The sequence below is a fragment of the Candidatus Ornithobacterium hominis genome (genome assembly GCF_900538215.1).
Lineage (GTDB): Bacteria > Bacteroidota > Bacteroidia > Flavobacteriales > Weeksellaceae > Ornithobacterium > Ornithobacterium hominis.
On record NZ_UNSD01000002.1, the window covers coordinates 318,125 to 343,100 of the forward strand.

A 24,976-nucleotide genomic window follows, 5' to 3' on the forward strand; every position below is an offset into this window, starting at 1 on the left:
TTGTGTTAGTTGAACTTAAAATATTTTGAGAGGTATAAATTTTTATTTTTTCCCCATTTATTTATTACTAAGCTCTTTTCTTTTTAGTCAATCCTTGGAAGAAAAAGAATTAATTGCTGAAGGGAATGAATTTTTCTCTCAACAAAAATGGGAACTGGCTCAGGCTAAGTATGCAAAAGCTTTGACTTTACGCCCTTCTTCGGTAAAGGCTAATTACAATATGGGCAATCTATTGTATGAGCAAAATTTATTTTCTAAGGCTCAGCCTTATTTCGAAAGAGCAGCTGAGAATGCTCAGTCGGCTCAGCAGAAAGCACGTATTTTCCATAATTTAGGTAATACCTTTATGAAGTTAAAAAAGTATAAAGAAGCTGAAAAAGCTTATAAAAATTCGCTATTGCAAAACCCGAAAGATAATGAAACGCGCTATAATTTTGCACTGGCAAAAAAATTGCTAAATTTAAAGGAAAAACAAGAGAATAAAAATAAAGAAAACAAACCTGAGCCTTCAGATTTTGCCCTAAAAGTAAAAACTGAAGCTGATGAGGCTACACAAAATTTTGAATTTTCTAAGGCTTTAGAAATTATGCAAAAAGGTTTAGAAAAAGATTCTACGCTAAATCATTTTCAGGATTTTATGACTAAATTAAAAGAAATAACACTACTGGATTCCATCAAATGAGAGGTTTTTTTATTACATTTCTATTACTAATTTACGCTGTAAATTCATTTGCACAAGATGCTAATGATTACTTTAATGAAAGTGCTGAATTTTACTTAAAAAATCAAAGCAAAACAGCTATATATCATTTAGAAAAAGGTTTAGAAAAATTCCCTTCTAATAAAAAATTAAAGGCTTTAAAAAATTTATTGGATCAAAAAGAACAAAATCAAAAGCAAAAAAAAGAAGACCAAAAAAATAATTCTGAGCAAAAAAATCAACAACCCGAGCAAGAAAATCCCAGTGAGAGCAATCAACAAGATGGAATCAACAAAGGAGAAAAAGGTGAAGGGAGTAGTAATGAACAATTGAACAGAGATGAAAATCAGTCGCAAAGAAATGCAAATGATGATTCGGGTAGAGAAAAATCTAACTACAATCATATTTTGAAAGCTTTGCAACAAAGGGAGAAAGAAATTCAACAGCGCCTCTTGCGTGGTAAAACAAGGGCTGAGGCTAAAAGAAATGAAAAAGATTGGTAATTGATTTGAAAAAATATCTTTACATAGTATTAATTTTTGGTTTACAAATTTCTTTACTACAGGCTCAAATTCAAATTGAGGTGCAGTCTAGTAAAAAAATGGTAAATGTGGGTGATGTTGTGGAAATTAATTTTACTATCAGTGCTCAGCAAAATTTTGATTTAGGCCATTTAGAGTGGCCCAATGTAGAGAAAACGCGGTTTCTAGGCAATAGCAAGCAGACAAATTTTGTGAATAGAAATGGTGAAACTATCTTTCAGAAAATTGAAACTCTTGTGCTCAGGGCTGAGCAAGAAGGAAACATTTATATCCCACCTGTAAAGGTTGAAATCAACGGGAAAATTTACCGTAGCAATGAGCTGAATATTGAAGTTCAAAAATCAAAAAAAATCAACAATCCCAGCCAGCAAAACCAAAGTATATTCTTGGCTGTAGAGCTATCAAACCAATCAGTCTACATCAATCAACCTGTGATTGCTACCGTGAAATTATATGCTTTTTCTTACGATGCACTACGCCGAAGAACTGAACTTAAAACGCCAGGGCTAAATGATTTCCAGGTGAAAAAAATTTCTAATTACACTCAGCGAGATTTTAACCAAGAAACTGTGGGTAATCGTGTTTATGTATCTGAAGAAGTCGGTCAATTTCAGCTCATTGCTCAAAAAGTCGGGGAATTAATTATTCCATCTTTTGAAGTGACATTGGCCATTCCAGTTGGTTTTCTAGATGAGAAATTGGTAGATGTGAGCTCTGATCCTGTGAAAATAAAAGTAAAGCAGTTACCAGAAAATTCACCCAAAAACTTTACTGGTGCAATAGGGAAATTTAAAATCAATACGTTTGCTGACAAAAAGTTTATAAAAACCAACGAATCTTTGCAATTTGAAATAGAAGTCATTGGTGAGGGAAATCTATCTATGCTACAAATGCCAGAATTAAATTTAAGCAAAGATTTAGAAGTTTATAAACCTACACGACATCAGAAATTTCAATCTACAACATCGGGTGAAAAAGGAAAATTAGTTTATACCTATCTAATTGTTCCTCAGTATGGAGGAGAATATACCATTCCTTCCATTTCATTTTCTTATTTTAATTTAGAAAATCAATCTTATGAAACTATTAATTCTGAACCCATTGACTTAGTGGTGGAGGGGGCAGCAAAACCTCAAATGCCGAAAGCTAATGAAGATGAAATTGATAAATATTCTGTAAATCAAATCAATTCTGAAGATTTAATGGATGAAAATTCTAATGCTCACGCAGTTAGAAAAGATAGTATTCTAAATATTAAAATCCCTGAAATTAGAAAAGAAGATTTGTCTAAAATTCAGAATAATTTAAAAAATTATTGGTATTATTGGCTTATTCCTAGCGGAGTTTTAATGTTTGCTTTCCTATGGTTTTTGCTAATAAAAAGTAAAAAAATAGAGAAAAAAGAAGATAAAAGAGCTTATATCAAAGAAGAATTGAAAATCTTTGATACATATGTGAAGGATAATAATTCTGAAAAATCAGTACAAAAAGCGGAAGCTATTTTAAACGAAATCTCAGCGTATTTAGCTCAAGAAGATAAAATTCAAAAAACAGAAGTGAATCAAATTTTCAAAGGCTTAAAAAATAAAATTGATTTGTACCGCTATGCAGGCTCTACTTCTTCACTAAAACTGGCTGAATTGAAAAAAGATTTGCACTTTCTTGTTATGGAATCATTAAGATAAACTTTTAATTTTCACAATTGTTGCAAAGATTATATTTTTGCAAGTCTAAATTTAAAAAAATTAAAAGTAATGAATTTTGATTTTGACCAAATTATATCCGTATCATTAGTTTTATTTGCTGTGATAGACATCATAGGGAGCATTCCTCTCATTGTAAGTCTGCGAGAAAAAGCTGGAGGGCATATTCAATCTGAAAAAGCAACCTTAGTTGCCACTTTTATGCTCATTCTCTTTCTATTCTTGGGTGAGAGAATTTTACTTTTATTTGGTTTAGATTCATCAACTTTTGCCGTTGCAGGTTCCATTGTACTTTTTACACTAGCTTTAGAGATGATTTTAGGCATTGAAATCAATAAATATACAGAACCCAAAACGGTATCTATCGTCCCTATAGCATTTCCTTTGATTGCTGGCGCAGGTTCACTCACCACAGTTTTATCTTTACGAGCCGCCTACCAGGTAGAGAACATCATTATAGGCATCATTGTCAATATGATTTTTGTCTATTTAATTCTTAAATTCGCTAATCTCATTACCAACTTTCTAGGTTCTGGCATCATTAGCGTGATGCAAAAAATATTTGGAATCATTCTGTTAGCGATTTCTATCAAACTTTTCACTACAAATTTGAGTTTACTAATAGAAAAACTGTAAAATGAAGAAATTTAGTTTTTTTGTAAGTTTGTTTTTCTTAGCCTCATTGATTTTTTTTATAATAACCCTAAGTTTTGATAAACCATTGTTTTCCAAAGAAAATGACTTAAACTGGCTAGGCATTGGAGCATCAGTATGCGGATTTTTGACTGCATTCATTATTTATAAATTTCAGTCAGCGAAGGATAATTTAGAAAAAAATAGATAAAAATTTAGTTTTTATAAAAAAATTCTTATATTTGCCATCCAAAGTAAAAGGGTACCTTAGCTCAGTTGGTAGAGCAAAGGACTGAAAATCCTTGTGTCCCTGGTTCGATTCCTGGAGGTACCACTTTTCTACACCGATTCAATTTTATTTATTGAATCGGTTTTTTTTTTATTTTAAAATTTTAATAAAAAAAGCTCAGATGTAAAAAATCTGAGCTTTTCCTATAATTTTTTTAAAGGCTTTATAATAAAATTTAATTTTCCATTGCAGCAACACCAGGTAGTTTTTTACCCTCTAAACTTTCTAGCATAGCGCCACCACCTGTGGAGACGTAACTTACCTTATCTTCATAGTTAAATTGCTTCACAGCAGCTACAGAATCACCACCACCCACAAGAGAGAAAGCACCATTTTTAGTTGCATTTTCTATCGCATCAGCGATTGCTTTAGTTCCTTTGGCAAAATTTTCAAATTCAAAGACACCTACTGGCCCGTTCCAAAGAATTGTTTTTGATTCTTCTATAACTTTAGATAATTTCTCCAATGTCTCTGGCCCAACATCCAACCCCTGCCATCCATCTGGTATTTCATTGGCTTTTACTACTTTAGAGTCTGCACCATTATTAAAATCATCGGCAACTACAATATCTATCGGCAAATAAACTTTTACGTTTTCCTCTTCTGCCTTTTTCAAAATTTTAAGTGCCAAATCCGTTTTATCCTCTTCCACAATAGAATTTCCAATATTACCACCCTGTGCTTTTATAAAAGTGTAAGCCATCCCTCCACCGATGATCAAGTTATCCACCGCTGGTAAAATATTATCTATCACTGTAATTTTAGAAGAAACCTTAGCCCCACCCAAAATCGCAGTAACTGGTGAGTCACTGTTTTTCAATACTTTATCTATCGCTTCCAGCTCTTTTTGCATCAAGTAGCCAAAGCACTTATCTTTAAAATATTTAGCAATAACAGCTGTAGAAGCGTGTTCACGGTGAGCCGTACCAAAGGCATCATTGATGTAGAAATCGCCCAATTCCGCCAATTGCTTAGCAAAATTCTCTTCACCTTGCTCTTCTTCTTCTCTGAATCTTAAATTTTCTAGCATTAAAACACCCCCCGGTTTCAAGTTTTTAGCTTTTTCTTTAGCATCTTCACCCACAACGTCATCAGCCACTTCTACCACAACGCCAATCACATCAGAGACTTTATCTGCTATATGCTTCAAAGACATTTCTCCTACCTTTTTACCTTTTGGGCGCCCCAAATGTGTCATTAGAATTACACTTCCGCCATCTTCCAAAACCTTTAAAATCGTAGGTTTAGCTGATTCAATTCTCGTTGTATCCGTTACCTTTAAGTCCTTATCTTGCGGAACATTGAAGTCTACACGAATCAAAACTTTTTTATCTTTAAAATTAAAATCGTTAAGTGTTTTCATAAACTTTTATATTGTTCAACAAATATAACCAAAAGGCTACAAAAATTGAACTTCTTTTCAAATGAAATTATTCAGCTTTAGAATAAGAAGTTTATTCACATCTATATTTATTATTTATTTGATTTTTAAAAATTTTGAAAAAAGAAAGTAATGAATATAATTGCGCTGTGAAGATGTTTAAAACTAATGGGCGAAATATTTTATTCAAAAATTTTTTAAAGCCTTCTAAAATTTTAAGTATCTTGGAATGAGGTAATAAAAGAGGTTATCAATATTTCAACAATTAAAGAAGTTATCCAAATTTCTTTATAAATTAAAGAAAGAAAAAGTATTAAAAAAAGGTTTATAAATTTTTAAATAAACTGAAAACTTTTCTTGCGTAATTCATTGCTAGTTTTGTATTGGTAAATTTTTTAAATAAATCAAATGAATTTATGAGAATTTTTTAAGTTTAATTAAAATTATATTAACATTGAATTTATATTAATAAGTATTTGAATTTTAATTATTTAAATTAATTTTACGAAATAAGCATGTTAAAAACTAAGATTATGATGAAAATAGCCATCGGTGCAGACCACGCAGGTTTTGAACTAAAGGAAGAAATTAAAGACTTATTAACAGTAAAAGATATTGAAACAGAGGATTTTGGAACTTTTTCCACCGCAAGTGTTGATTACCCCGATTTTGCTCACCCTACTGCTAATGCTGTGGAAAAAGGAGATGCTGACTTAGGGATTTTGCTCTGTGGTTCTGGCAATGGAATTGCGATGGCCGCTAATAAGCATCAGGGCATTAGAGCGGCGATTTGCTGGGAAATTGAATTGGCTAAATTAGCGCGTCAACACAATGATGCAAATATTTTGGTATTGCCAGCTCGGTTTATTGAAAAAGGTGATGCTTTTGCCATTGTTGAAGCTTTTTTGGGTACAAAATTCGAGGGAGGAAGACACCAAAATAGAGTTGAAAAAATTGCTTGTTTGTAAAATTTTTTTAAGGCTTTTAAAAATTTTAATAAATAATTGATTAAAATCATTCTAAATTTGTGTAAATTCCATAGCATGAAAGACATTCAAGATATAGAAGATGTGAAACAAATGGTTGATTCCTTCTACGGGAAAATCCGAAAGGATGAGCTGCTTGGTCCTATTTTCAACGGATTGATACAGGATAGATGGGCAGAGCATTTAGAAAAAATGTATACTTTTTGGGAAACCGTTTTGCTAGATAATCATTCATACTACGGGAGTCCATTTGCCCCACATGCCACGATGGATGTGCAAAAACACCATTTTGAACGTTGGGTAGAAATATTCAATGCTAATATGGATTCACTTTTTGCAGGTGAAATTGCAGATGAAGCTAAATGGAGAGCTGCAAAAATGGCTGAAATGTTTAATTATAAAATTCAATACATCAGAGAGAACAGATTGTAGAATGGATGCACCTGTAGTGAATTAATTATAAAAAAGTTACTAAAAATACTGAAATTTAATATATTATATTGAATATCAAATGAATAAAAATAATGAGTAAGCTTGAAGTAAGTTAAAAATTAAAGTTCTCTTGTCTTTCGTAGCCCAAGTCTATTTTCAGGTCTTCGGCATCAGCAGCTTGGGTAGCCAATTGGTCAGCTAATTCATTCCAATGGTAGCCAGCGTGTCCTTTAACCCATTCCATTTTGACTTGATGTTTACGAAAATTCCTCAGAAATCTTTGCCATAAATCAGGGTTTTTCTTGCTTTTGTAGCCTGTTTTTTCCCAGTTAAAAACCCATCTTTTATTGACTGCATTACATACGTATTTAGAGTCCGTAAAGATGGTAATATCCTGCTGTGGAGCTTTTAATTTTTCTAAGGCTACAATCGCAGCCAGTAATTCCATCCTATTATTGGTGGTTTTTCTAAAACCCATTGAAAATTCTTTCTTCACTCTTTTCTCAGGTGCAATTAGTACTACACCATAGCCTCCGCGGCCAGGGTTTCCTCGTGAGGAGCCATCTGTGTAAGCAAAAATTTTCATAAAAAAATTTAACGGATTAATTCATTTTTAAGAACCGCCATATGTATTGCCACCACAGCCGCTTCCACGCCTTTGTTGCCATGTTCTCCGCCAGAACGAGATAAGGATTGCTGCTCATTTTCATCTGTCAATACACAAAAAATTACGGGTGTATTCTGTTGAACATTCAGGTCTTTGATTCCTTGTGTAACGCCTTGGCATACGTAGTCGAAATGAGCGGTTTCTCCTCTGATGACACAACCAATCACAATAACGGCATCGCATTCTTCTGCAATGACTTTTGCTCCATAAATCAGCTCAAAACTGCCAGGGACTTCCACTATCATGATATTATCTGTTTCTGCACCTAAATCAATCAATGTATCCACAGCGCCCTTTTGCAGAGCGTGGGTAATGTGTTTATTCCATTGGGAAACAACAATGCCAAACTTATAGGGTTTGGCATTGGCTACTTTCTCTTTGTCGTATTGTGATAAATTAGTTGTTGCCATTTATTTCTGAGCTGACTCAAATAATGCTGCCAAACGATCTAATTCATTATCTGGCGCATCATTGTATTTTTCTAAATATTCTTTTACCTTCCCATAAGCCTTATCATTTGCTCCTATTTCGTGGGCCAATATGGCATATTTCTTAGTATAAATTCTTTCTAAAACTTGCAGATCTGAAGCTCTTATTGCTTTTTCATAAGCGGCTAAAGCTTCATCTTTTTTGCCTAATTGCACGTAAGTATCACCTGTTGCTCCTTCTTTTACTGCTTTGAGTGCTACTTCTGAAGTATTGAAGTTTTTAAAATTTTCTAAAGCTTCTTGGTAATTCCCTAGCTGGTAATTAGCTATTCCTGCTTTGTATTCCGCTATTTTGGCTAAATCTGTGCCCTTGTATTCATTTAAAATTTGATTGTACCCCATATAAGCTCCTGGGCTTCCGTTCAAGGCTAGTTGCATGCTGTCTTGCTCAAACATGGTGTCTGCTGTCACGATCTCATTCTGTGCTTCTTCATTTCTTGGGTCTACATAAAATTTGAGATAGGCAAAGTAACCAACTGCAGCTAAAATTAATGCTCCAAAAACAATGGCTAAAATCTTAGCATTTTTTTCTAAAAAATTTTCACTGCTTTGTGCTGTTTGCTCTAGTGATTCAAAAGCTTCTTCCGTAGCGTATTTATGTTCTTTTTTAGTCTTTTTTGTTGCCATAAAATTTGGTTGTAAACTGCAAAAATAATTTTTTTTGAGGAAAGAGTATCATTGAAAGAATAAAAATTATTTCAAAAATCTTCTTTTTTTTCTTTATTCCAGTATTTTTTTTTAAAGGCTTAAAAAAAAATCGCCAAGGTTTATGTACTCTTGACGATTTATCTTTTCTTTTATAATTTATTTAAATTTTAAAATTCATAACCTACACTCACGTGAAATAACTTTGGGGTATTCTTGGTTTGGAATTTTAAATTTTGGTTTTTCACAAAGTCCGTTTGCCTATCACTCAATGGGAAGTCATAGCGTAAGTCTACATGAAATTTATGAAACTCTACGCCTGCACCCAGCTGTAAACCTATGGAGAAGTCATCTTTTTTTATGTCTGAAACATTTTTCCAGTCGATGTTGTCTTTGAAATAATAAGATAAAACGGGGCCGGCTTGTAGTTTAAATAGTTTTGCAAAAGTTGTCCCAACGCTTACTGGTATGTCAACTCTTTGATAGCGTACATCAAAAGATTCATTTGTTTCAGCTAAATATTTATTTTTATAAGTTACGTACAGGATTTCGGGTTCCACAAAAAATCCAGCTAATTTAAATTCTTTGAAAACGCCTATGTGATATCCTACATTATTTTTCCCTTTCTGTTGATAAGCCGTATTCACTGATTTAAATATTCCTTCATCATTATTGAAGGTTAAACCTGCCTTTACACCGATTTGTGCATGTGCTGCAGTGGTAAATACCAATAGTAGTAATAGAGTTATTTTTTTCATAAGTCAAATTTATTATAAATTTATTATAAGGCTTAAATTTTTTTTATTTTTTTTCCTTTTTTTGCATTGCAGTTCTTACGTGCTGCATAAGATTTGAGCTGTACACAAATTCTGAAACATCTTCGTGGTCTGTAAATACAATTTCTTCATTGGTGCCTTCCCAAGCTTTCAGGCCATCTTTTAAAAAAACGATTTTCTCACCAATTTCTATTACCGAATTCATATCATGTGAGTTGATGACGGTTGTGATGTTGTTCTCGTGGGTGATTTCGCTAATCAGATTATCGATAATGATGGCTGTTTCTGGGTCGAGCCCAGAGTTAGGCTCGTCACAAAATAGGTATTTGGGGCTGTTGACAATGGCTCGGGCGATGGCAACTCTTTTTTGCATTCCACCTGAAATTTCAGATGGTTTTTTCTTGAAAGCATCTTCCTCTATATTCACTCGCGTGAGGGCTTGGTGTACGCGATCTTTTTTTTCTGATGTGCTCATTTTTGTAAACATATCAAGTGGGAATTGAACGTTCTGCTCCACGCTTAGAAAGTCAAATAAAGCGCTGTATTGGAAAACGGTACCGATTTGTTCTCGTCGTTCTCGGTCGGCATCCGCATTTTTGCTATTATTTTCTAAGCCTTCAAAAATAATTTCTCCACTTGTAGGTTCAAACAAACCTAGCAAACATTTGAAAAACACTGTTTTCCCAGCGCCACTAGAGCCAATGATTAAACTCGTCTTTCCACTTTCAAATACAGTGTCTATTCCTTTTAAGACTTCTTTGTCTTCGAATGATTTTTTTAAATTTTTTACTTCTATCATAGCAGCATTTGTGTTAAGATAAGATTAGAAATAATTAAAACTATGCATGTCCAAACCACAGCGGTGGTGCTGGCTCTCCCAACTTCTAAGGAACCTCCTTTTACCGTATAGCCAAAGTAGGCTGGGATTGTGGCTATGATGAATGCAAAAACTTCCATTTTTATAAAACTATAGGTGTAAAACCATGTATCAAAGTTCATTTGTAAACCTTCAACAAAATCTACCGATGCCCATTGCCCCGTGAATATTCCGACCAAATAGCCGCCTAAAATGCTTGAGATAATCGAAAACATCAATAAAATAGGCCAGAAGATCAAGGCTGCAATAATTTTTGGTAAAATTAAAAATGTGGCGCTATTTACTCCCATGACTTCCAATGCATCTATTTGCTCTGTAACCCGCATTGTCCCAATACTGGATGCAATAAAAGAGCCTACTTTACCAGCTAAAATAATACAGATAATCGTGGATGAAAATTCTAATACAATGATGACTTTTGTTGCGTACCCAACATATGAATCAGGCACAGGAAATGCTGCTCCTTTGAAGTTTTGATACAGTTGTAAGGCTAACACGGCTCCCATAAATAGAGATAAAATTGCTACTAAACCTACTGAGTTCACGCCAAGATCATATAGTTCTCTGACTACAAGATTTTTATAAACCTTCCAGTTTTTTGGTCTTTTGAAAACGTCTGACATGACTTGAACGTAGTGACCAAGAAAAGTGAAAAATCTTTCTAATATTTTCATAATGCTAAATTAATTTATTTTTTTTGTGCTCAGCTATTTTTTTTACTTTAAACTCATGGTTAAAAATATTTTATCAAATTATTTACCGATTGGGGCAGAGCAGTGGGTAGAAAAATGGTGTGCTGGGCACCGAGTTATCATCGAGATAAAATCTGCAAGAAAAAGAAAATTAGGGGATTATAGAAAAGAAAAGAGTTGTCATAAAATTTCTGTCAATCATGATTTAAATGAAAATTTATTCTTCTTAACCTTGACGCATGAAATTGCTCATTTGCTTTCTTTTGCTAAATATGGTAAAGAAATAAAGCCCCATGGGAGAGAATGGAAGTTTGTTTTTGGGAAATTGATTCACCAATCGCTAGAAGTTTACCCTAAAGATTTGCAACTTATTCTTTTAAATTTTGCTCAAAATCCAAAGGCTAATTTCTATGCTTATGCTCCTTTGGTCAGTTATTTTCATCATCAAAATCATCCTGAGGCCTTGTTTTTAAAAGATTTAGAAGAAGGCTCTCTCTTTTTTTTGGAAGACAAAAAGTTCTTGAAAGGTGAAAAAAGAAAAATAAAATATATTTGCACCGAACAAATCAGTGGTAAGTCTTATATAATTGATGGCTTGGCTCTGGTGAAATTAATTGATAATGATGATTAAGTCTCAAGATATTTATTGTGTAATCATGGCTGGTGGTGTAGGTAGTAGATTTTGGCCCATGAGCACAACCAAAAGTCCTAAGCAATTTCACGATGTGCTGGGCGTAGGTAAAACTTTGATTCAACAAACCTATGAGCGATTGCTGAAGATTACGTCTTCTGATAAAATCTTTGTCATTACAGATCAGGATTATGTGAATTTGACTCAAGATCAACTGCCAGCGATTGATAGGAAGCAAATCATCGCCGAGCCGTTTGGGATGAATACTGCTCCTTGCTCTCTCTACTCAGCATTTAAAATTAAGCAATTGGATGAAAATGCTACTTTGCTCATCTGCCCGTCAGACCATTTAATTTTAGATACTGATGATTTTGTGAAAGATGCTAAACTGGGCTTAGCTTCTGCACAAGCCAATGATTTTCTGTACACGCTGGGCATTAACCCAACACGCCCTGATACTGGCTATGGTTACATTCAATTTATCGAAAATGGTGAAAAGATAAAATCTGTGAAAACCTTTACAGAAAAGCCTAATCTAAATATGGCTAAAAAATTTATGCAATCGGGTGATTTTCTATGGAATTCTGGAATTTTTATCTGGAAGGTTTCTTCTATTTTAAAAGCCTTTAAAAATTTCTTGCCAGATATGTACTCTTCTTTTCTATCGATTGAAGATAAAATGAATAGAGAGGACGAGTTTGAACAAGTTAAAAGAGTCTACCCAACTCTGCATAAAATTAGTATTGATGTAGGAATCCTCGAGAAAGCTAAAAACGTGAAAGTCATAAAGTCTAATTTTGGATGGAGCGATTTAGGAACCTGGGATGCCTTGTATGAAAGAGGCATGAAGGATGATAAAAAAAATGTTACCTTTGGTGAGCATGTTTTTTTCTACAATAGCCAAGGGAACATGATTTTTGCTGAAAAAAATAAAGCAGTAGTCATCGATGGTTTAGAAGACTATATAGTCGTAGATACCGCCAATGGATTGCTGATTACACCACTCAATAAGACCCAAGAGGTGAAAACTTATGTGAATGATTTGAGACTGAATAAAAAAAATAATTTCTTATAATTTATGTCAACATTCAAAGAAAATATAGAGACTGAAAATCCTTCATTTGGAAAACTTATATTTGATTTTTTCAAAGGAATATTCAATCTTTCAGATCAGGTAGATAAAACTCGAACTAGAGAAGAAGTTTTGGCCAACATTAGCTTCAAGGGTATGCCTGCTTTTATTTTGATGGCTTCTGTTTTTGTTGCTTCTATTGGGTTGAATGCCAATTCGGTAGCCGTAGTCATAGGGGCGATGTTAATTTCCCCTCTCATGGGGCCAATCATGGGGCTCGGCTATTCTGTTGCGGTGAATGATATAGATACGCTCAAGAAATCATTGACAAACTTTTTCATCATGGTAGGAATTGCTCTTATCACTTCCTATCTTTATTTTTTATTCGTTCCGCTCAAAACCTTAAACGAGCAATTAATTGGCCGCATAGAACCCACTTCTCTAGATGTTTTGATTGGAATTTCTGGCGGATTGGCTGGCATTGCTGCATTTAGCAGTAAAATAAAGAATTCTAACGTTATCGCTGGAGTAGCCATTGCTACTGCGCTGATGCCACCACTTTGCACCGCTGGCTATGGTTTTGCTATGGGCTCAGACTTGATTGGGTATAAGGACTACACAGGCATAGGAGCAGGGCTCAACGCATTATATTTATTTTTCATCAACTCTGTATTCATTGGAATTTCTACTTTTTTATACATTAAATTAAATAAATTCCCGTTAGCAAAATATCAAAATTCAGCCCAAGCAAGGAAAACTAATTTCATCATCATTATACTCTCTGTCATTACAATGTTGCCGAGCGCCTTTATTTTCTATGATATAATAAAAGAAGAATTTTATAAAGCCAAAGTCAAAGAATTTCTAAGAGAAGAGGTTTCCCCCATGTACCAAAATGGATTCTTAAATATAAATAACCCTATCTTGAGCGATAGAGATAGTTTACGCTTTATCACCATTTCTACATTGACCGAGAGAGTACCAGAAGAAGTCATCAAAAACTGGAATAAAGTCTTAAAGTCCAAATATCACTTACAAAGTACCAAACTCATTGTACACCAAGGAGGCTATTCTGAAGACTTCTTAAGACAAAAAAGTCAAGATTTTATGGGTAGCATTTATCTAAACAATCAAAAAGAAATACGCAAGAAAGATTCTATCATTCTAGAGCTACAGCATCAAATTCAGAGACTAAATAGCGATAGCATCCCCTTCATCAGCGTTGCTAAAGAACTAAGAGCTCAATACCCTAACATCAAGAACTTTGGCTATGCTAATTTTAGCAAAACAAATTTTAAATCTAAAAATATTATCCCAACTTTTTTAATTCAATGGGATAATTCCTATAGAACAAAAGCCCAAAGGGAAAAAAACGAAGACGAGAAAAGAATTCGTTCTTATCTCAGAACTCGTTTATCTTTAGACACTTTAGATATAGTACAATGATCTTGAATTTTTCTCATTTATTAAAATTTTTTAAGGCTTAAAAAAAACTAGGGTAAATCATCATTTATTGCCTTTCATTGTTTAAAAAAATTCTTTAACTTTCAAAAAAATTAAGCAATGACTGAATTTATTATTTTTGCGATGGTTGTAGCTGTTTTTTGTGCAATAGTCATTTATCAACTAAACGTTTACAAAAATATCAACAAAGATTTCTAGAAAATATAAACCCTTTCAATTCAAGCAATTCTCTGTAGAGCAAAACGCCTCGGCTGCCAAAATCGGGATCGATGGCGTATTGCTAGGTGCTTGGTCTTTTTTAGATGACTCTCCCACGCATATTTTAGACATTGGGAGCGGAACGGGAGTAATTAGCTTAATGCAAGCTCAAAAATTCAAAAAAGCTGAAATTCATGCTGCCGAGATTGAAATAAAAGCTTATAACGAAACAAAATTTAATTTTGAAGTTTCCCCTTGGGGAAATCGTTTAACTGCTTTAAATTGCAATTATTTAAGTCATTTTTTTAACTGTTTTTATGATTTAGTGTTAACTAATCCTCCTTTTTACAGTAATTCATTTTCTTCTTCTTCAGGAAAAAGAAATTTTGCACGGCAAGAAAAATTTTTACCGTTTGAAGATTTATTTGAGAAGACAAGAAAAATAATTTCACCTAGAGGAAATTTTCAGCTTATCGTACCAGCAGTAGCCGAAGAAAAAATTTTAAATCTTGCTCAGAAAAATAATTTCCATTTAAATCGTATTTGCAGAGTCCAAGGAAGCCCATTTTCCCCCATCAAAAGGATTTTATTTTCTTTCTCAAAAACACCCAAGAAATTCTCAGAAGAATTATTAATAATCGAAAAGGAGAGGGGGCTTTATACCGAAAATTATAAAGCTCTCACACAAGAATTTTATTTAAATTTTTAAAGGCTTAAAAAATTTTTATAAACCATTTTTTCATTTTTTTTTTTGCATAAAAAAATCACCTCTTTACGAGGCGATTTTACAATTTTATAAAAGGCTTCAGAAATTAATGCCTTATTGATTTTGAGCTTCCAATTCGGCTTCTTTTTTCATTTTCTCATTTGCAGTAATTGCAAACTCAACACGTCTGTTCCCAGCTCTTCCCTCAGCGGTATCGTTAGAGAATCTTGGTTCTTCTTTCCCCATACCTACAACTTTCAGTCGGCTGGATTTGATTCCTTTTTGATTTAAATAATCAGCTACCGATTTTGCTCTTTTTTCTGATAAAGGTTGATTATAGTTTTGTGAACCTACATTATCGGTGTGGCCAACAATCAAAATATTAGTTTCTGGATATTCTTTGAATATTTCCACAACTTTATTTAGGTTAGTCTTCGCATCTTCCGTCAAATCAGATTTATTATACTGGAAACGTACTTCTGATTTTTCATCCAAAATTACTTGGATTCCTTCCTCCGAACGTACAACTTCTGCTCCTGGCATAGCTTGTTCTATTTCTTCGGCTTGTTTATCCATTTTTTTACCAATAATGGCTCCAGCCGTTCCACCCACAGCACCGCCTAAAATGGCACCTAGAGCGCGGTTATTCTTCCCGAGTAGGGCTCCTAATCCTGCTCCCGCTACGGCACCAATAGCTGCTCCTTGCTGAGATTTATTGGTGTTTTGCACCGCTTCACATCCTGAGAATATAAGGGCTATTGCTACCAAAAAAGGTAAAATTTTAAAATTCATTTTTTCCATTGTTTTTTATTTTTTTGAAAAGTTAAATAATAAGGTTTCTTTTTGTCCGTTTACAGGAATTTCTTGAGAAAATACTGCATTAGATTCTGTGATGCTCACAACGCGCATTTTATATCCTGAGCGTACATTTTTTGCTTTTTCTCCGTTAAGTTGTTTAAACCAAAAGTAAGGGATTCCGTTTTCCTCTCTCATATGCCAACTGATTTTATTTTCACCAGAAGGGCAATTTTCAGTTGAATTTAATTCATAAAAACCAGAACTATTATTAACTACCAAGTGCCAAGAGCTCCCCTCAAAGCATTTTTTACTAGCTTGATTGAAAAGATTATTTATGGTTAACCCTTTGCTATTAGTCGTCACGCTAGTCAATTCCCAGTCTCCTCTCATGTCTTTTTCTGCCTGTTTGGCAACTTTAGCTGTATTACAAGCTCCGAGAGAGAGTAGTGCAGACAGCCCGAGTAAATGTATTTTATTCATAATTTCTATTGATTTGGTTTTAAAACATACAAAATAGAGGAGTAATTTTGCGTCTTTAGAGCTTTTATATTAGAAAAAAATCCGACGCTCAATCCTCTTATTTTCCCCCAAGCACTTGATTTCTTATACTGTTCTGATATTAAACTGACGTAGAAGGAATCAAAAAGCATCGGGTATCTCTTAACTATAATCATGCCAAATTGCTGAGCAAAATTTTCTACTGCATCTGGAGAGAAATGCCATTGGTGGCGTGGCACGTCATAAGCTGCCCAATAATTTTGATAAAATTGTGCATCAAAGCTTTTGTAATTAGGCAGGGCCAATAGCATTATTCCCTCAGGATTTAAATTATTTTTTAAGCCTTCAAAAATTTCCTCAAAATTGGGAATATGTTCCAAAACATGAAACAGTGTTATGGCGTCAAATTTCCCTGTGATTTCATCCAATAATTGATTTTTTTTATTTTTTTTCAGGAAATTTTCTTGCGCTTGTTTTCCTGGTTCAAATCCATAAGAATTAATTTTATTCTCTGCGAGAAAATGCACGAAATCTCCCTTCCCACACCCGTAGTCTAAAACAGAATTGAGACGAGGAGCATGCTTGTTCAGTATTTTAAGTTTTTGTTTTTGATTGTATTTTTGAGCTATGGAATAAATTTTTTCAAAAGCATTTGATTTTTGATTTTGGTGAGAAATGTATTTCCCTTGGTAATATTTCTCAAGCTCCTCATTGCTCATTCGAGGATTTGTTTCCAATAAACCAAAATAAAGTTCACTCTCCACTATCTCAAACGATTCTTGTGAACTAAAATAATCTTTTAATTTCAAATAATGTTCCACGTGAAACTATCTACCTAAATGAACTAATAAAATACTAATATCTGAAGGAGAAACTCCACTAATTCGGCTAGCTTGTGCAATCGTACTGGGCTGAATTTTAGCCAACTTTTGCCGTCCTTCCATCGAGATGCTTTGTATGCTCATAAAATCAAAATCGTTAGGAATCTTGACGTATTCTAAGCGATTTAATTTCTCTGCATTTTCTCTTTCTTTTTGAATGTAGCCCTCATACTTGATTTGAATTTCTGCCTGTTGTTTCACTTCTTCATTTAATTCATTTTCTTTATAATAATTTTTTAAAGCTTTTATTTTTTCAAAGTCATTTATTCCTAATTCTGGACGCCTGAGAATCGGCTGCATTTTCATTTTTTGTGTAATTGGTGACCCCTTTTTTTCTTCTATAATAGGATTGATTTCAGTAGGGTCGATAGAGGTTTTTTCAATAAACGAAATCAACTCTTTTGCTTTTTCATATTTGCTAAGCATTTTCTTGTACCGCTGTTCTGATGCCAAACCAATAGCATATCCTATTGGCGTTAGCCGCTCATCCGCATTGTCTTGACGGAGAATAATTCTAAATTCTGCCCGAGACGTGAACATTCTGTAGGGCTCTTGGGTTCCTTTTGTAATCAAATCGTCGATTAAAACTCCGATGTAAGCCTCATTTCGAGATAAAATTAATTCTTTTTGATTTTTAACAGCCAATGCAGCATTGATGCCTGCCATCAAACCTTGGCAAGCTGCTTCTTCATAGCCCGTCGTTCCATTGATTTGCCCAGCAAAATAAAGTCCTTGCACCAATTTAGTCTCAAGAGTATGTTTCAGCTGCGTTGGCGGGAAATAATCGTATTCTATTGCATAACCTGGGCGGAATATTTTAGCTTTTTCTAATCCAGGAATTTCTCGTAAAGCCTTAGCTTGAACTTCTTCTGGCAAAGAAGTACTAAATCCATTGAGATAAATTTCAATTGTATTTTTACCTTCAGGTTCTACAAAAATTTGATGTCTATTTCTCTCTGCAAAACGATTTATTTTATCTTCTATCGAGGGGCAATATCTGGGTCCAATGCTTTCTATTGTCCCATTAAACATTGGTGAACGGTCAAACCCACTTCTTAAAATGTCATGAACAGTATCGTTGGTATAAGTCATCCAGCAAGAGGTTTGATTTTCTAAATTTGAAGTATTGAGGTAACTAAATTTCTTGGGATTTTCATCACCAGGCTGTTCTATCATTTTAGAATAGTCTAACGAACGCCCGTCTAATCGGGGCGGAGTTCCTGTTTTCATTCTGCCACTTTCAAAGCCTAAATTCACTAATTGCTCTGTGATTCCTTTTGCAGATTTTTCTCCCATTCGCCCGCCACCACGTTGTTTTAATCCTACATGAATCAAGCCATTAAGGAATGTTCCGTTAGTTAAAATCACCTTTTTAGCCTTGATTATAACGCCCAAAGAAGTTACTACGCCAGCGATTTTACCTTTATTAAAATAGAGTTCTGAAACCATTTCTTGGTAAAAATCTAAATTATCGGTTTGTTCTAGAATTTGTCGCCATTTCTCAGCAAAGCGCATGCGGTCAGATTGTGCGCGTGGGCTCCACATCGCAGGGCCTTTTGATAGATTAAGCATTTTAAATTGAATCATGGTTTCGTCTGTCACAACCCCAGTGTACCCACCCAAAGCATCGATTTCACGCACAATTTGTCCTTTGGCAATTCCTCCAATCGCAGGATTGCAAGACATTTGACCTATCGTCTGCAAATTCATGGTAACTAGCAGGGTAGAAACCCCCAAATTTGCCGCTGCCGCTGCCGCTTCGCAACCCGCATGACCGCCGCCCACAACTATAACATCGTATTCGCTTAAAAACATATGAGAATTTTTACACGTTCCACGTGGAACATATGCAAAGATACGAATTATGATTTTTTTTTAAGGCTTAAAAAAATCTATGAAAATAAATTAGTCAAACGCATAAAGCAATGCCAAGCATTCATTTTCCATCAGCCGCATTTCGTTGGCTTCTTCTTCGGTCTTGTCTTTAAATCCGACCAAATGCAAAAGCCCATGTGCCATCACACGAGCTAATTCAACATCAAAAAATTCATTATACTCAAAAGCATTGTCTGCTACGCGGTCAACGCTAATGAAAATATCACCAGAAACTGAATGCTCATCTGAATAATCAAAAGAAATAATGTCTGTATAGTAATTATGATTTAAATGCTGCTGATTAATTTTCAACAGATAATTATCACTACAAAATATGTAATTTAAATCAGAAATTTCCCTGTTAAATTTATCGGCACAAGCGAAAAGCCAATCTTGGTGAATTTCTTGTTCTTGTAATTTAAATCTTGTTTCTGAGAAAAATTGTAACATAAACTATAATTCGGCTCTAATTTATTTAAAATTTTCAAATTAACTATTATAAACGAAATTTTATTAATCTTCACCTCCCCCTATTGCATCATAAAAAACTGACTCAAAACACTGAAGATTTAGCACACTGCATTGCTGCCTAAATATAATTATGCAACGCGTTAAATGATGTTTCTACGGTAAATTTTCCATAAAAATCCTGTGATTCCGATCAGTAAAAATATAGAGAAAATTGCCATTAAAACGGTATTGTGGCTTAAATAAATGTGGTTTCCTAAACAGAATAGAATGGCTTCTGTTGCTAAAAATCCTACTAAAAGTGTATAGAATGAGAATTTAAACAATGGCGTGTTACGAATGATTTTTGTGTCTAAATAATTTAAAATTAAACCAAAAGAAACTATTCCGAGCAAGACCCAATGCAGATAAGTGAGAATTAAACTTCTGTTCAATTTTAATTCTTCTGCAAAGCTGGGGAACAAGGTCGGTAGTTGGCTCATGGCTTTGATTACTATAAAAACTAACCACATGGTGATTATATTCTTCGAAATGATAATTTTTGATTTATATAATATGTTGATTAAAAGATATATAGATGCAAATTGAGCCAAAACACCTAGGGCATTTAAGATGTAAAAAATCAAATTTTTATCAACCCAATATAACGGAAGAAAAGTTGTGAGAATCAAAGATGCGTCTAGCAGTCTTATGATCCATAAATTATTGAATGTTATCTGTCTGTTTTTAAGTATTAAACCCAAAATGGCGTAAAATAACCAGCCATTGATTTGATAATGTAAAAAAAATCGGATGCTGGTATGGTATAGCCAATGTTCTTTCCCTAAAATGACCGATGATGGCCCCAAAATCCAAATACCAAGTGTAGAGATATAAAACCAAATAATGCTTCTTTTTAACAATATATCAGCTGTTCCAGTTGTATGAATTTTCCTATGCAGATTCCAAAACAAGTGATAAACTAAAAAAATATATAATGTTGAAAATAAAATACTTATAAGCCCATACCCTTGGTATAAAAAAGAAAAAAACATACCAAGAATAGATATAAAAAAAAGGTAATAATAATTTTTCAAGGCTTTTTTTGCAATGGGAAAATAATGTAGAACACCTGTTGTACAGCCTAAAAATGCCCAGCCCAAAAGAGCGGTATGCGAGTGTGAATGCAATAAATTTTCAAAAGGAATTGAGACCGAAATAAACGGATAAAAACGCATAATGACGCCTAAAATTCCTGCTAAAAAAAAGGATAAAAAAGCTAGAAACAGAAAACGATATATCCATTTTTTATTTCCAAAATTCATCTTCTGTCCTCTCACAAAACTTTTCATCTTGATGCTTTTTTTCAATCAAATCTAATTCTTCTTGGGTAGCTTTTTCTTGAATTAATTGAAATAAATCTCTTTCTTCAAAACGAATGTGATTTTTTAAAAGTTTAGCAAAATTCTCTAAATCCTTATAATTTTCAGCATTTTTAGCTTGGCTCAAAAGCTGAATATGCTCATGCAAAGCCTGTTGAACCTTAGGATGTTCATTGCCCAAAACGGGAAACATAAATTCCTCTTCTACAGCAAAATGAGGCTCTAAATGTTCTTTCCTAAACCAGCCGATGTAATTGATGATTCGCTTTGGTTCAATCTTATTAGAAATTCCTTTGTTTATTTTCCAAACCAGTAGAAGAGCGTGATGATGGTCTCTGCTCACGCCCTGCAGTTCGGTTTTTCTTTTAATAGGTTTTGGGTTCATTTCACTTTTCAGAAACCTCTTTTACACGTTCAATTTTATCTCCTTTAGACAAAGTAAGGCGTACAATGCTGTCTTCCAAAGCCTTTAAATCATGCGGAACTTTGCCCGATAAAGTTAAAATATCACCTTTGACCAAGTGATGAATTTCATCTTCTACCCCGAAATCAACTTTACCTTCAAATAACTCAACTACAATAGGATATGGCGTTTGGTGCTCTTTCATTACCTGCCCAGCTTTCAGTAAAATTCTGATTTCTTTAGTAAATTCTGTATCCAACAAAAGTTCTACTTTTGGTTTTTCTGCATTGTATTCAATGTTTTGAATTAAACTTGATGTCTTCATATTTTTTATATTTTTAAGAAAGTTTATTAAAAAATTTTTTTCTATTGGAGAAATCACTTTCAATTTAGTCGAAGCAATTGAATTTATATTAGCTTTCTCTTGATTTAATTTTTTTCGAATATACAAAATATATATCATATAGCCGTAGTGCATTTAAGGTCGAATTAATTTTAACATTAGATTTATTTTTTAAAATAGAATTTGTCATTTTCTGAAATTGAGCGAAATTCTTTCAAAATTAATTTATGACTTGCTTCAAGGTAGCTAATCCATTGTATTTATTTGAAATCCAGCTTAATGAATTAGTTTTTAATCTTCAGAGTAACTTTTTTTTTATAATTCACTACAGGTTAATTTTATAAGCTTAACTTTATTCAAAAAATTTTTAAAGCCTTAAAAAATTTTAAAGATAAAATCTAAACAGGCTCTAAGTTTTTCAATATCTTTAGCGCCAAAAAAAGAAATTATGCTGACACCTGATAACGATAAAAGACTTTTTTTGCTTGATGCTTATGCCTTGATTTTCAGAGGATATTATGCCTTTATCAAGAATCCAATAATCAACTCAAAAGGGCAAGACACATCGGCCATCATGGGGTTTATGAACTCGTTGCTTGATTTGCTCAGACGAGAAAAGCCAACACATTTAGCCGTAGTCTTTGATGTCGGGGAAATTCAAACTCTGCGTCACGACTATTTCCCAGAATATAAAGCGAACCGAAATGAAACGCCAGAAGGAATCCGTACGGCGGTGCCTTACATTCAAGAGATTTTAAACGCTATGCACATTCCTGTGCTGTTTGCTGCTGGCTATGAGGCTGATGATGTGATTGGAACGCTGAGCCGAAAGGCTGAAAAACAAGGCTACATAACTTATATGATGACGCCAGATAAGGATTACGCTCAGCTGGTGACAGATAAAGTAAAAATGTATAAACCTGCCTCTCGGGGCGGTGGCGTTGAAGTTTGGGGGATTGAAGAGGTGAAGAAAAAATTTGGTGTAGACCGCCCAGAACAAGTTGTTGATTACCTAGGAATGATGGGCGATAGCGTGGATAACATCCCGGGAATTCCAGGCGTGGGGGCAAAAACAGCTCAAAAATTTATAAAAGAATACGGCTCTCTCGAGGGATTGTATGAGAATATTGCGAAGTTGAGAGGAAAGCTGAAACAGAATGTAATGGAAAATAGAGAACTGGCTTTTCTCTCAAAAAAATTAGCAAAAATTATTACAGATGCTCCAGTAGACTTTATCGAAGAAAAATATACTGTAGATGTACCTGATTTTGATAAAGTTAAAGAAATTTTTGCAGAACTGGAATTTAGACGATTGTTAGAAAACATTTACAAAACCTATAACGTAGAAGACGAAACAGCTTCGGAATCTTTGCATGCACAAATCTCAATATTTGATGATGAGGGGCAAGAAGCTGTGAAGGATAAAATTTTTACAGATATTTCCACTACCAAACACCACTATCAGCTGGTAGATAGTGATTTACCTATAAAATTACTGATTCAGAATTTAGAGAAGCAAAAGCAGATCTGTGTAGATTGTGAGACGACAGCCATCAAGGCATTGGAAGCAGAACTAGTGGGCATCGCATTTTCTTATGAAGGCGGGAAAGGCTATTACGTTAAGTTCCCAGAAGATTTTGAGCAAGCGAAAGCCTTAGCTCAGAAATTTAAACCAATTTTAGAAAATCCATCTATTCTGAAAATAGGACAAAATTTAAAGTACGATATGAAAGTGCTGAGCCAGTACGGGCTTAGGATTTCAGCACCGATTTTTGATACGATGGTAGCACATTATGTTATAAATCCTGATATGCGACATAACTTGGATGTTTTGGCAGAAACTTATTTGAACTACAAAACAGTGAAAATCGAGACACTCATCGGGAAAAAGGGGAAAAACCAAAAAAGCTTTAAAGAAGTTGATTTAGATACCCAAACTGAATATGCAGTAGAAGACACGGATGTGACTCTGCAACTGAAAGAAATTTTTAGCAACAAGTTAGATGAAGTAAAGAAAGGAGAAGCATTATTGCAAGAAGTGGAATTCCCCTTAGTGCATGTCTTAGCAGGAATGGAACAAGAAGGAATCTCACTGGATACCAAGGTCTTAGAGAGTTTAAGTCAAGAACTAGAAACAGATTTAGCCAAGTTAGAAAAGCAAATCTTCTCAGACGCTGGGCATGAATTTAATATCAATTCCCCCAAGCAACTGGGAGAAATCCTCTTCGAAGAGCTGAAGGTAATTAAAAATCCGAAGAAAACGCGCACAGGGCAATACTCTACCTCAGAAGATATTTTGCTTAAAATTAAAGACAAACACCCGATGGTGGAACACGTCTTAATTTATCGTCAATTACAAAAGTTAAAATCAACCTATGTAGAAGCTCTGCCCAAGGGAATCAATCCTAAAACGGGTAGAGTACACACAGTTTTTGCACAGACGGTAGCAGCTACTGGGCGATTGGCGTCAAATAATCCCAATTTGCAAAATATCCCCATCCGTACCGAGCGCGGGCAAGAAGTAAGAAAAGCCTTTGTAGCAAAAGATGATGAACATTTGTTGCTAGCCGCTGATTATTCTCAGATAGAGCTCCGCCTAATCGCTGGTCTGAGCGGCGATGAAGCGATGATAAATTCTTTTCTCAACCACGAAGATATTCATACAGCAACAGCCGCAAAAATTTATAGCATCCCAACCAATGAAGTTACCCGCACGCAACGGAGTAATGCCAAAACCGTGAATTTTGGCATCATTTACGGCGTTTCGGCGTTTGGGTTAAGCGAGCAAACCAAACTCAGCCGAGCCGAGTCTAAGGATATGATTGATGCTTATTTTGAATCTTACCCGATGCTAAAAAAGTATATGGATGAGCAAGTAGCTTTAGCAAGAAAACAAGGTTTTGTAGAAACCATATTGGGAAGAAGAAGATATTTGCGCGAGATCAATTCCCGAAATCATGTAGTAAGAAGCCATGCAGAACGAAACGCCGTGAACGCCCCAATACAGGGAAGCGCAGCAGACATCATCAAAGTTGCAATGGTGAAATTACACAAGATTTTAAACCAAGATTTTAAAACCAAAATGCTCTTGCAGGTACACGATGAATTGGTATTTGAAGTGCCAAAAACAGAATTGGAAGCCGTACAACCCATTATAAAGAATACGATGGAAAATGCTGTGAAGTTTAACGTACCGCTAATCGTAGAAGCGGGAGTTGGTGAAAATTGGTTTGAAGCACATTAAAATTTATTATCTTAACCCGTAAAGCCTTTAAAAAATAAGTGAAGAAAGTAAAGACAACAAAGAATGCTAAAGAAAAATCGAAAAATTTCTAAAGCCTTAAAAAATTCTTTCTCACCTCCCCTGCCTCAAAAAAAAACAAATTTGCATAATTCAAAAACGTAAAATACATTTGAGGACAGGTTGAGAAAAGAGAAAAATCTTAACGAAAGTTTTTAACAAAAAA

Annotated in this window: 27 protein-coding genes and 1 tRNA gene; 13 read left to right on the plus strand and 15 right to left on the minus strand. The window is 34.3% G+C overall.

The features are described 5' to 3' along the window. Window positions 1-25: 25 nt before the first annotated feature. From D5J18_RS01695 to D5J18_RS01715, 6 genes are all read left to right on the plus strand, one after another. On the plus strand, window positions 26-682 hold the full coding sequence (locus tag D5J18_RS01695; protein WP_165844937.1) for a tetratricopeptide repeat protein: 657 nt from the start codon (window positions 26-28) through the stop codon (window positions 680-682). Next, window positions 679-1,203 (plus strand): hypothetical protein, encoded by a 525-nt coding sequence (locus tag D5J18_RS01700; protein ID WP_119057289.1) that lies wholly within the window; start codon window positions 679-681, stop codon window positions 1,201-1,203. The genes D5J18_RS01695 and D5J18_RS01700 overlap by 4 nt, the downstream gene beginning before the upstream one ends. Window positions 1,204-1,208: 5 nt before the next feature. Continuing rightward, window positions 1,209-2,927, plus strand: a complete 1,719-nt coding sequence (locus tag D5J18_RS01705) for a BatD family protein (RefSeq protein ID WP_165844938.1) — start codon at window positions 1,209-1,211, stop codon at window positions 2,925-2,927. A gap of 69 nt (window positions 2,928-2,996) precedes the next feature. Then, window positions 2,997-3,581, plus strand: a complete 585-nt coding sequence (locus D5J18_RS01710) for a MarC family protein (RefSeq protein WP_119057291.1) — start codon at window positions 2,997-2,999, stop codon at window positions 3,579-3,581. Window position 3,582: 1 nt separating this feature from the next. Beyond that, window positions 3,583-3,789 (plus strand): hypothetical protein, encoded by a 207-nt coding sequence (locus D5J18_RS08740; protein WP_119058874.1) that lies wholly within the window; start codon window positions 3,583-3,585, stop codon window positions 3,787-3,789. Between the two features lie 50 nt (window positions 3,790-3,839). Further along, window positions 3,840-3,912 (plus strand) — tRNA-Phe (locus tag D5J18_RS01715). Between the two features lie 130 nt (window positions 3,913-4,042). Here D5J18_RS01715 and D5J18_RS01720 read toward each other — a convergent pair. Further along, window positions 4,043-5,230 carry a phosphoglycerate kinase gene (locus D5J18_RS01720; protein WP_119057292.1) on the minus strand — a complete coding sequence of 396 codons (1,188 nt, stop codon included), beginning with the start codon at window positions 5,228-5,230 and terminating at the stop codon, window positions 4,043-4,045. Between the two features lie 551 nt (window positions 5,231-5,781). On the opposite strand from D5J18_RS01720, the gene rpiB reads away from it, so the two are divergent. Together rpiB and D5J18_RS01730 are read left to right on the plus strand one after the other, a co-directional pair. Continuing rightward, window positions 5,782-6,216: a ribose 5-phosphate isomerase B gene (gene rpiB / locus D5J18_RS01725; RefSeq protein WP_185124697.1), complete on the plus strand. Its 435-nt coding sequence runs from the start codon at window positions 5,782-5,784 to the stop codon at window positions 6,214-6,216. A gap of 75 nt (window positions 6,217-6,291) precedes the next feature. After that, complete coding sequence (locus D5J18_RS01730; RefSeq protein WP_119057293.1) at window positions 6,292-6,666, plus strand: group III truncated hemoglobin; 375 nt, start codon at window positions 6,292-6,294, stop codon at window positions 6,664-6,666. Window positions 6,667-6,778: 112 nt separating this feature from the next. Here D5J18_RS01730 and rnhA read toward each other — a convergent pair whose 3' ends face one another. The 6 genes from rnhA to D5J18_RS01760 form a co-directional block, all read right to left on the minus strand. Then, window positions 6,779-7,252, minus strand: a complete 474-nt coding sequence (rnhA, locus tag D5J18_RS01735) for a ribonuclease HI (RefSeq protein WP_119057294.1) — start codon at window positions 7,250-7,252, stop codon at window positions 6,779-6,781. 8 nt (window positions 7,253-7,260) lie between these two features. Then, window positions 7,261-7,743, minus strand: coding sequence for a 6,7-dimethyl-8-ribityllumazine synthase (gene ribH, locus D5J18_RS01740; RefSeq protein ID WP_119057295.1), 483 nt, complete (start codon window positions 7,741-7,743; stop codon window positions 7,261-7,263). Continuing rightward, on the minus strand, window positions 7,744-8,448 hold the full coding sequence (locus D5J18_RS01745) for a YfgM family protein (RefSeq protein ID WP_119057296.1): 705 nt from the start codon (window positions 8,446-8,448) through the stop codon (window positions 7,744-7,746). It abuts the gene before it with no gap. Window positions 8,449-8,636: 188 nt separating this feature from the next. Further along, window positions 8,637-9,224 (minus strand): porin family protein, encoded by a 588-nt coding sequence (locus D5J18_RS01750; protein ID WP_119057297.1) that lies wholly within the window; start codon window positions 9,222-9,224, stop codon window positions 8,637-8,639. Between the two features lie 43 nt (window positions 9,225-9,267). Next, entirely contained in the window at window positions 9,268-10,041 is a 774-nt protein-coding gene (locus D5J18_RS01755) for an ABC transporter ATP-binding protein (RefSeq protein ID WP_119057298.1), read from the minus strand. Next, window positions 10,038-10,793: an MlaE family ABC transporter permease gene (locus D5J18_RS01760; protein WP_185124680.1), complete on the minus strand. Its 756-nt coding sequence runs from the start codon at window positions 10,791-10,793 to the stop codon at window positions 10,038-10,040. Before D5J18_RS01760 ends, D5J18_RS01755 begins: the two co-directional genes overlap by 4 nt. 55 nt (window positions 10,794-10,848) lie before the next feature. Here D5J18_RS01760 and D5J18_RS01765 point away from each other — a divergent pair, with 55 nt between their 5' ends. The 4 genes from D5J18_RS01765 to D5J18_RS01780 all read left to right on the plus strand — a co-directional run bounded on the left by D5J18_RS01765 (window position 10,849) and on the right by D5J18_RS01780 (window position 14,885). Then, window positions 10,849-11,442, plus strand: a complete 594-nt coding sequence (locus tag D5J18_RS01765; RefSeq protein ID WP_119057299.1) for a SprT-like domain-containing protein — start codon at window positions 10,849-10,851, stop codon at window positions 11,440-11,442. After that, on the plus strand, window positions 11,432-12,517 hold the full coding sequence (locus tag D5J18_RS01770; protein WP_311394699.1) for a mannose-1-phosphate guanylyltransferase: 1,086 nt from the start codon (window positions 11,432-11,434) through the stop codon (window positions 12,515-12,517). Before D5J18_RS01765 ends, D5J18_RS01770 begins: the two co-directional genes overlap by 11 nt. 3 nt (window positions 12,518-12,520) lie before the next feature. After that, the gene (locus D5J18_RS01775) at window positions 12,521-13,960 is read left to right on the plus strand and encodes a DUF389 domain-containing protein (protein WP_119057300.1); all 1,440 of its coding nucleotides are present in this window, start codon (window positions 12,521-12,523) and stop codon (window positions 13,958-13,960) included. Window positions 13,961-14,255: 295 nt separating this feature from the next. Next, the gene (locus tag D5J18_RS01780) at window positions 14,256-14,885 is read left to right on the plus strand and encodes a tRNA1(Val) (adenine(37)-N6)-methyltransferase (RefSeq protein ID WP_165844939.1); all 630 of its coding nucleotides are present in this window, start codon (window positions 14,256-14,258) and stop codon (window positions 14,883-14,885) included. A 111-nt stretch (window positions 14,886-14,996) separates the two neighbouring features. Here the strand turns inward: D5J18_RS01780 and D5J18_RS01785 are convergent, their stop codons facing one another. From D5J18_RS01785 to D5J18_RS01820, 8 genes are all read right to left on the minus strand, one after another. Next, a complete protein-coding gene (locus D5J18_RS01785) occupies window positions 14,997-15,683 on the minus strand; it encodes a YiaD family glycine zipper/OmpA-like lipoprotein (protein ID WP_119057302.1) in 687 nt (228 codons plus the stop codon). A 6-nt stretch (window positions 15,684-15,689) separates the two neighbouring features. Then, window positions 15,690-16,160, minus strand: coding sequence for a hypothetical protein (locus D5J18_RS01790; protein WP_119057303.1), 471 nt, complete (start codon window positions 16,158-16,160; stop codon window positions 15,690-15,692). Between the two features lie 5 nt (window positions 16,161-16,165). Next, window positions 16,166-16,999, minus strand: a complete 834-nt coding sequence (locus tag D5J18_RS01795) for a class I SAM-dependent methyltransferase (protein ID WP_119057304.1) — start codon at window positions 16,997-16,999, stop codon at window positions 16,166-16,168. Between the two features lie 6 nt (window positions 17,000-17,005). After that, a complete protein-coding gene (gene mnmG / locus D5J18_RS01800; protein ID WP_119057305.1) occupies window positions 17,006-18,874 on the minus strand; it encodes a tRNA uridine-5-carboxymethylaminomethyl(34) synthesis enzyme MnmG in 1,869 nt (622 codons plus the stop codon). A gap of 90 nt (window positions 18,875-18,964) precedes the next feature. After that, complete coding sequence (gene ybeY, locus D5J18_RS01805; RefSeq protein ID WP_119057306.1) at window positions 18,965-19,384, minus strand: rRNA maturation RNase YbeY; 420 nt, start codon at window positions 19,382-19,384, stop codon at window positions 18,965-18,967. A 161-nt stretch (window positions 19,385-19,545) separates the two neighbouring features. After that, window positions 19,546-20,733, minus strand: a complete 1,188-nt coding sequence (locus D5J18_RS01810; protein ID WP_133298086.1) for a hypothetical protein — start codon at window positions 20,731-20,733, stop codon at window positions 19,546-19,548. Beyond that, complete coding sequence (locus D5J18_RS01815; RefSeq protein WP_119057308.1) at window positions 20,690-21,148, minus strand: hemerythrin domain-containing protein; 459 nt, start codon at window positions 21,146-21,148, stop codon at window positions 20,690-20,692. Before D5J18_RS01815 ends, D5J18_RS01810 begins: the two co-directional genes overlap by 44 nt. Window position 21,149: 1 nt before the next feature. Next, window positions 21,150-21,491: a cupin domain-containing protein gene (locus D5J18_RS01820; protein ID WP_119057604.1), complete on the minus strand. Its 342-nt coding sequence runs from the start codon at window positions 21,489-21,491 to the stop codon at window positions 21,150-21,152. Between the two features lie 466 nt (window positions 21,492-21,957). Here D5J18_RS01820 and polA point away from each other — a divergent pair, with 466 nt between their 5' ends. Next, the gene (gene polA / locus D5J18_RS01825; protein WP_119057309.1) at window positions 21,958-24,753 is read left to right on the plus strand and encodes a DNA polymerase I; all 2,796 of its coding nucleotides are present in this window, start codon (window positions 21,958-21,960) and stop codon (window positions 24,751-24,753) included. The last annotated feature ends 223 nt before the right edge of the window (window positions 24,754-24,976 follow it).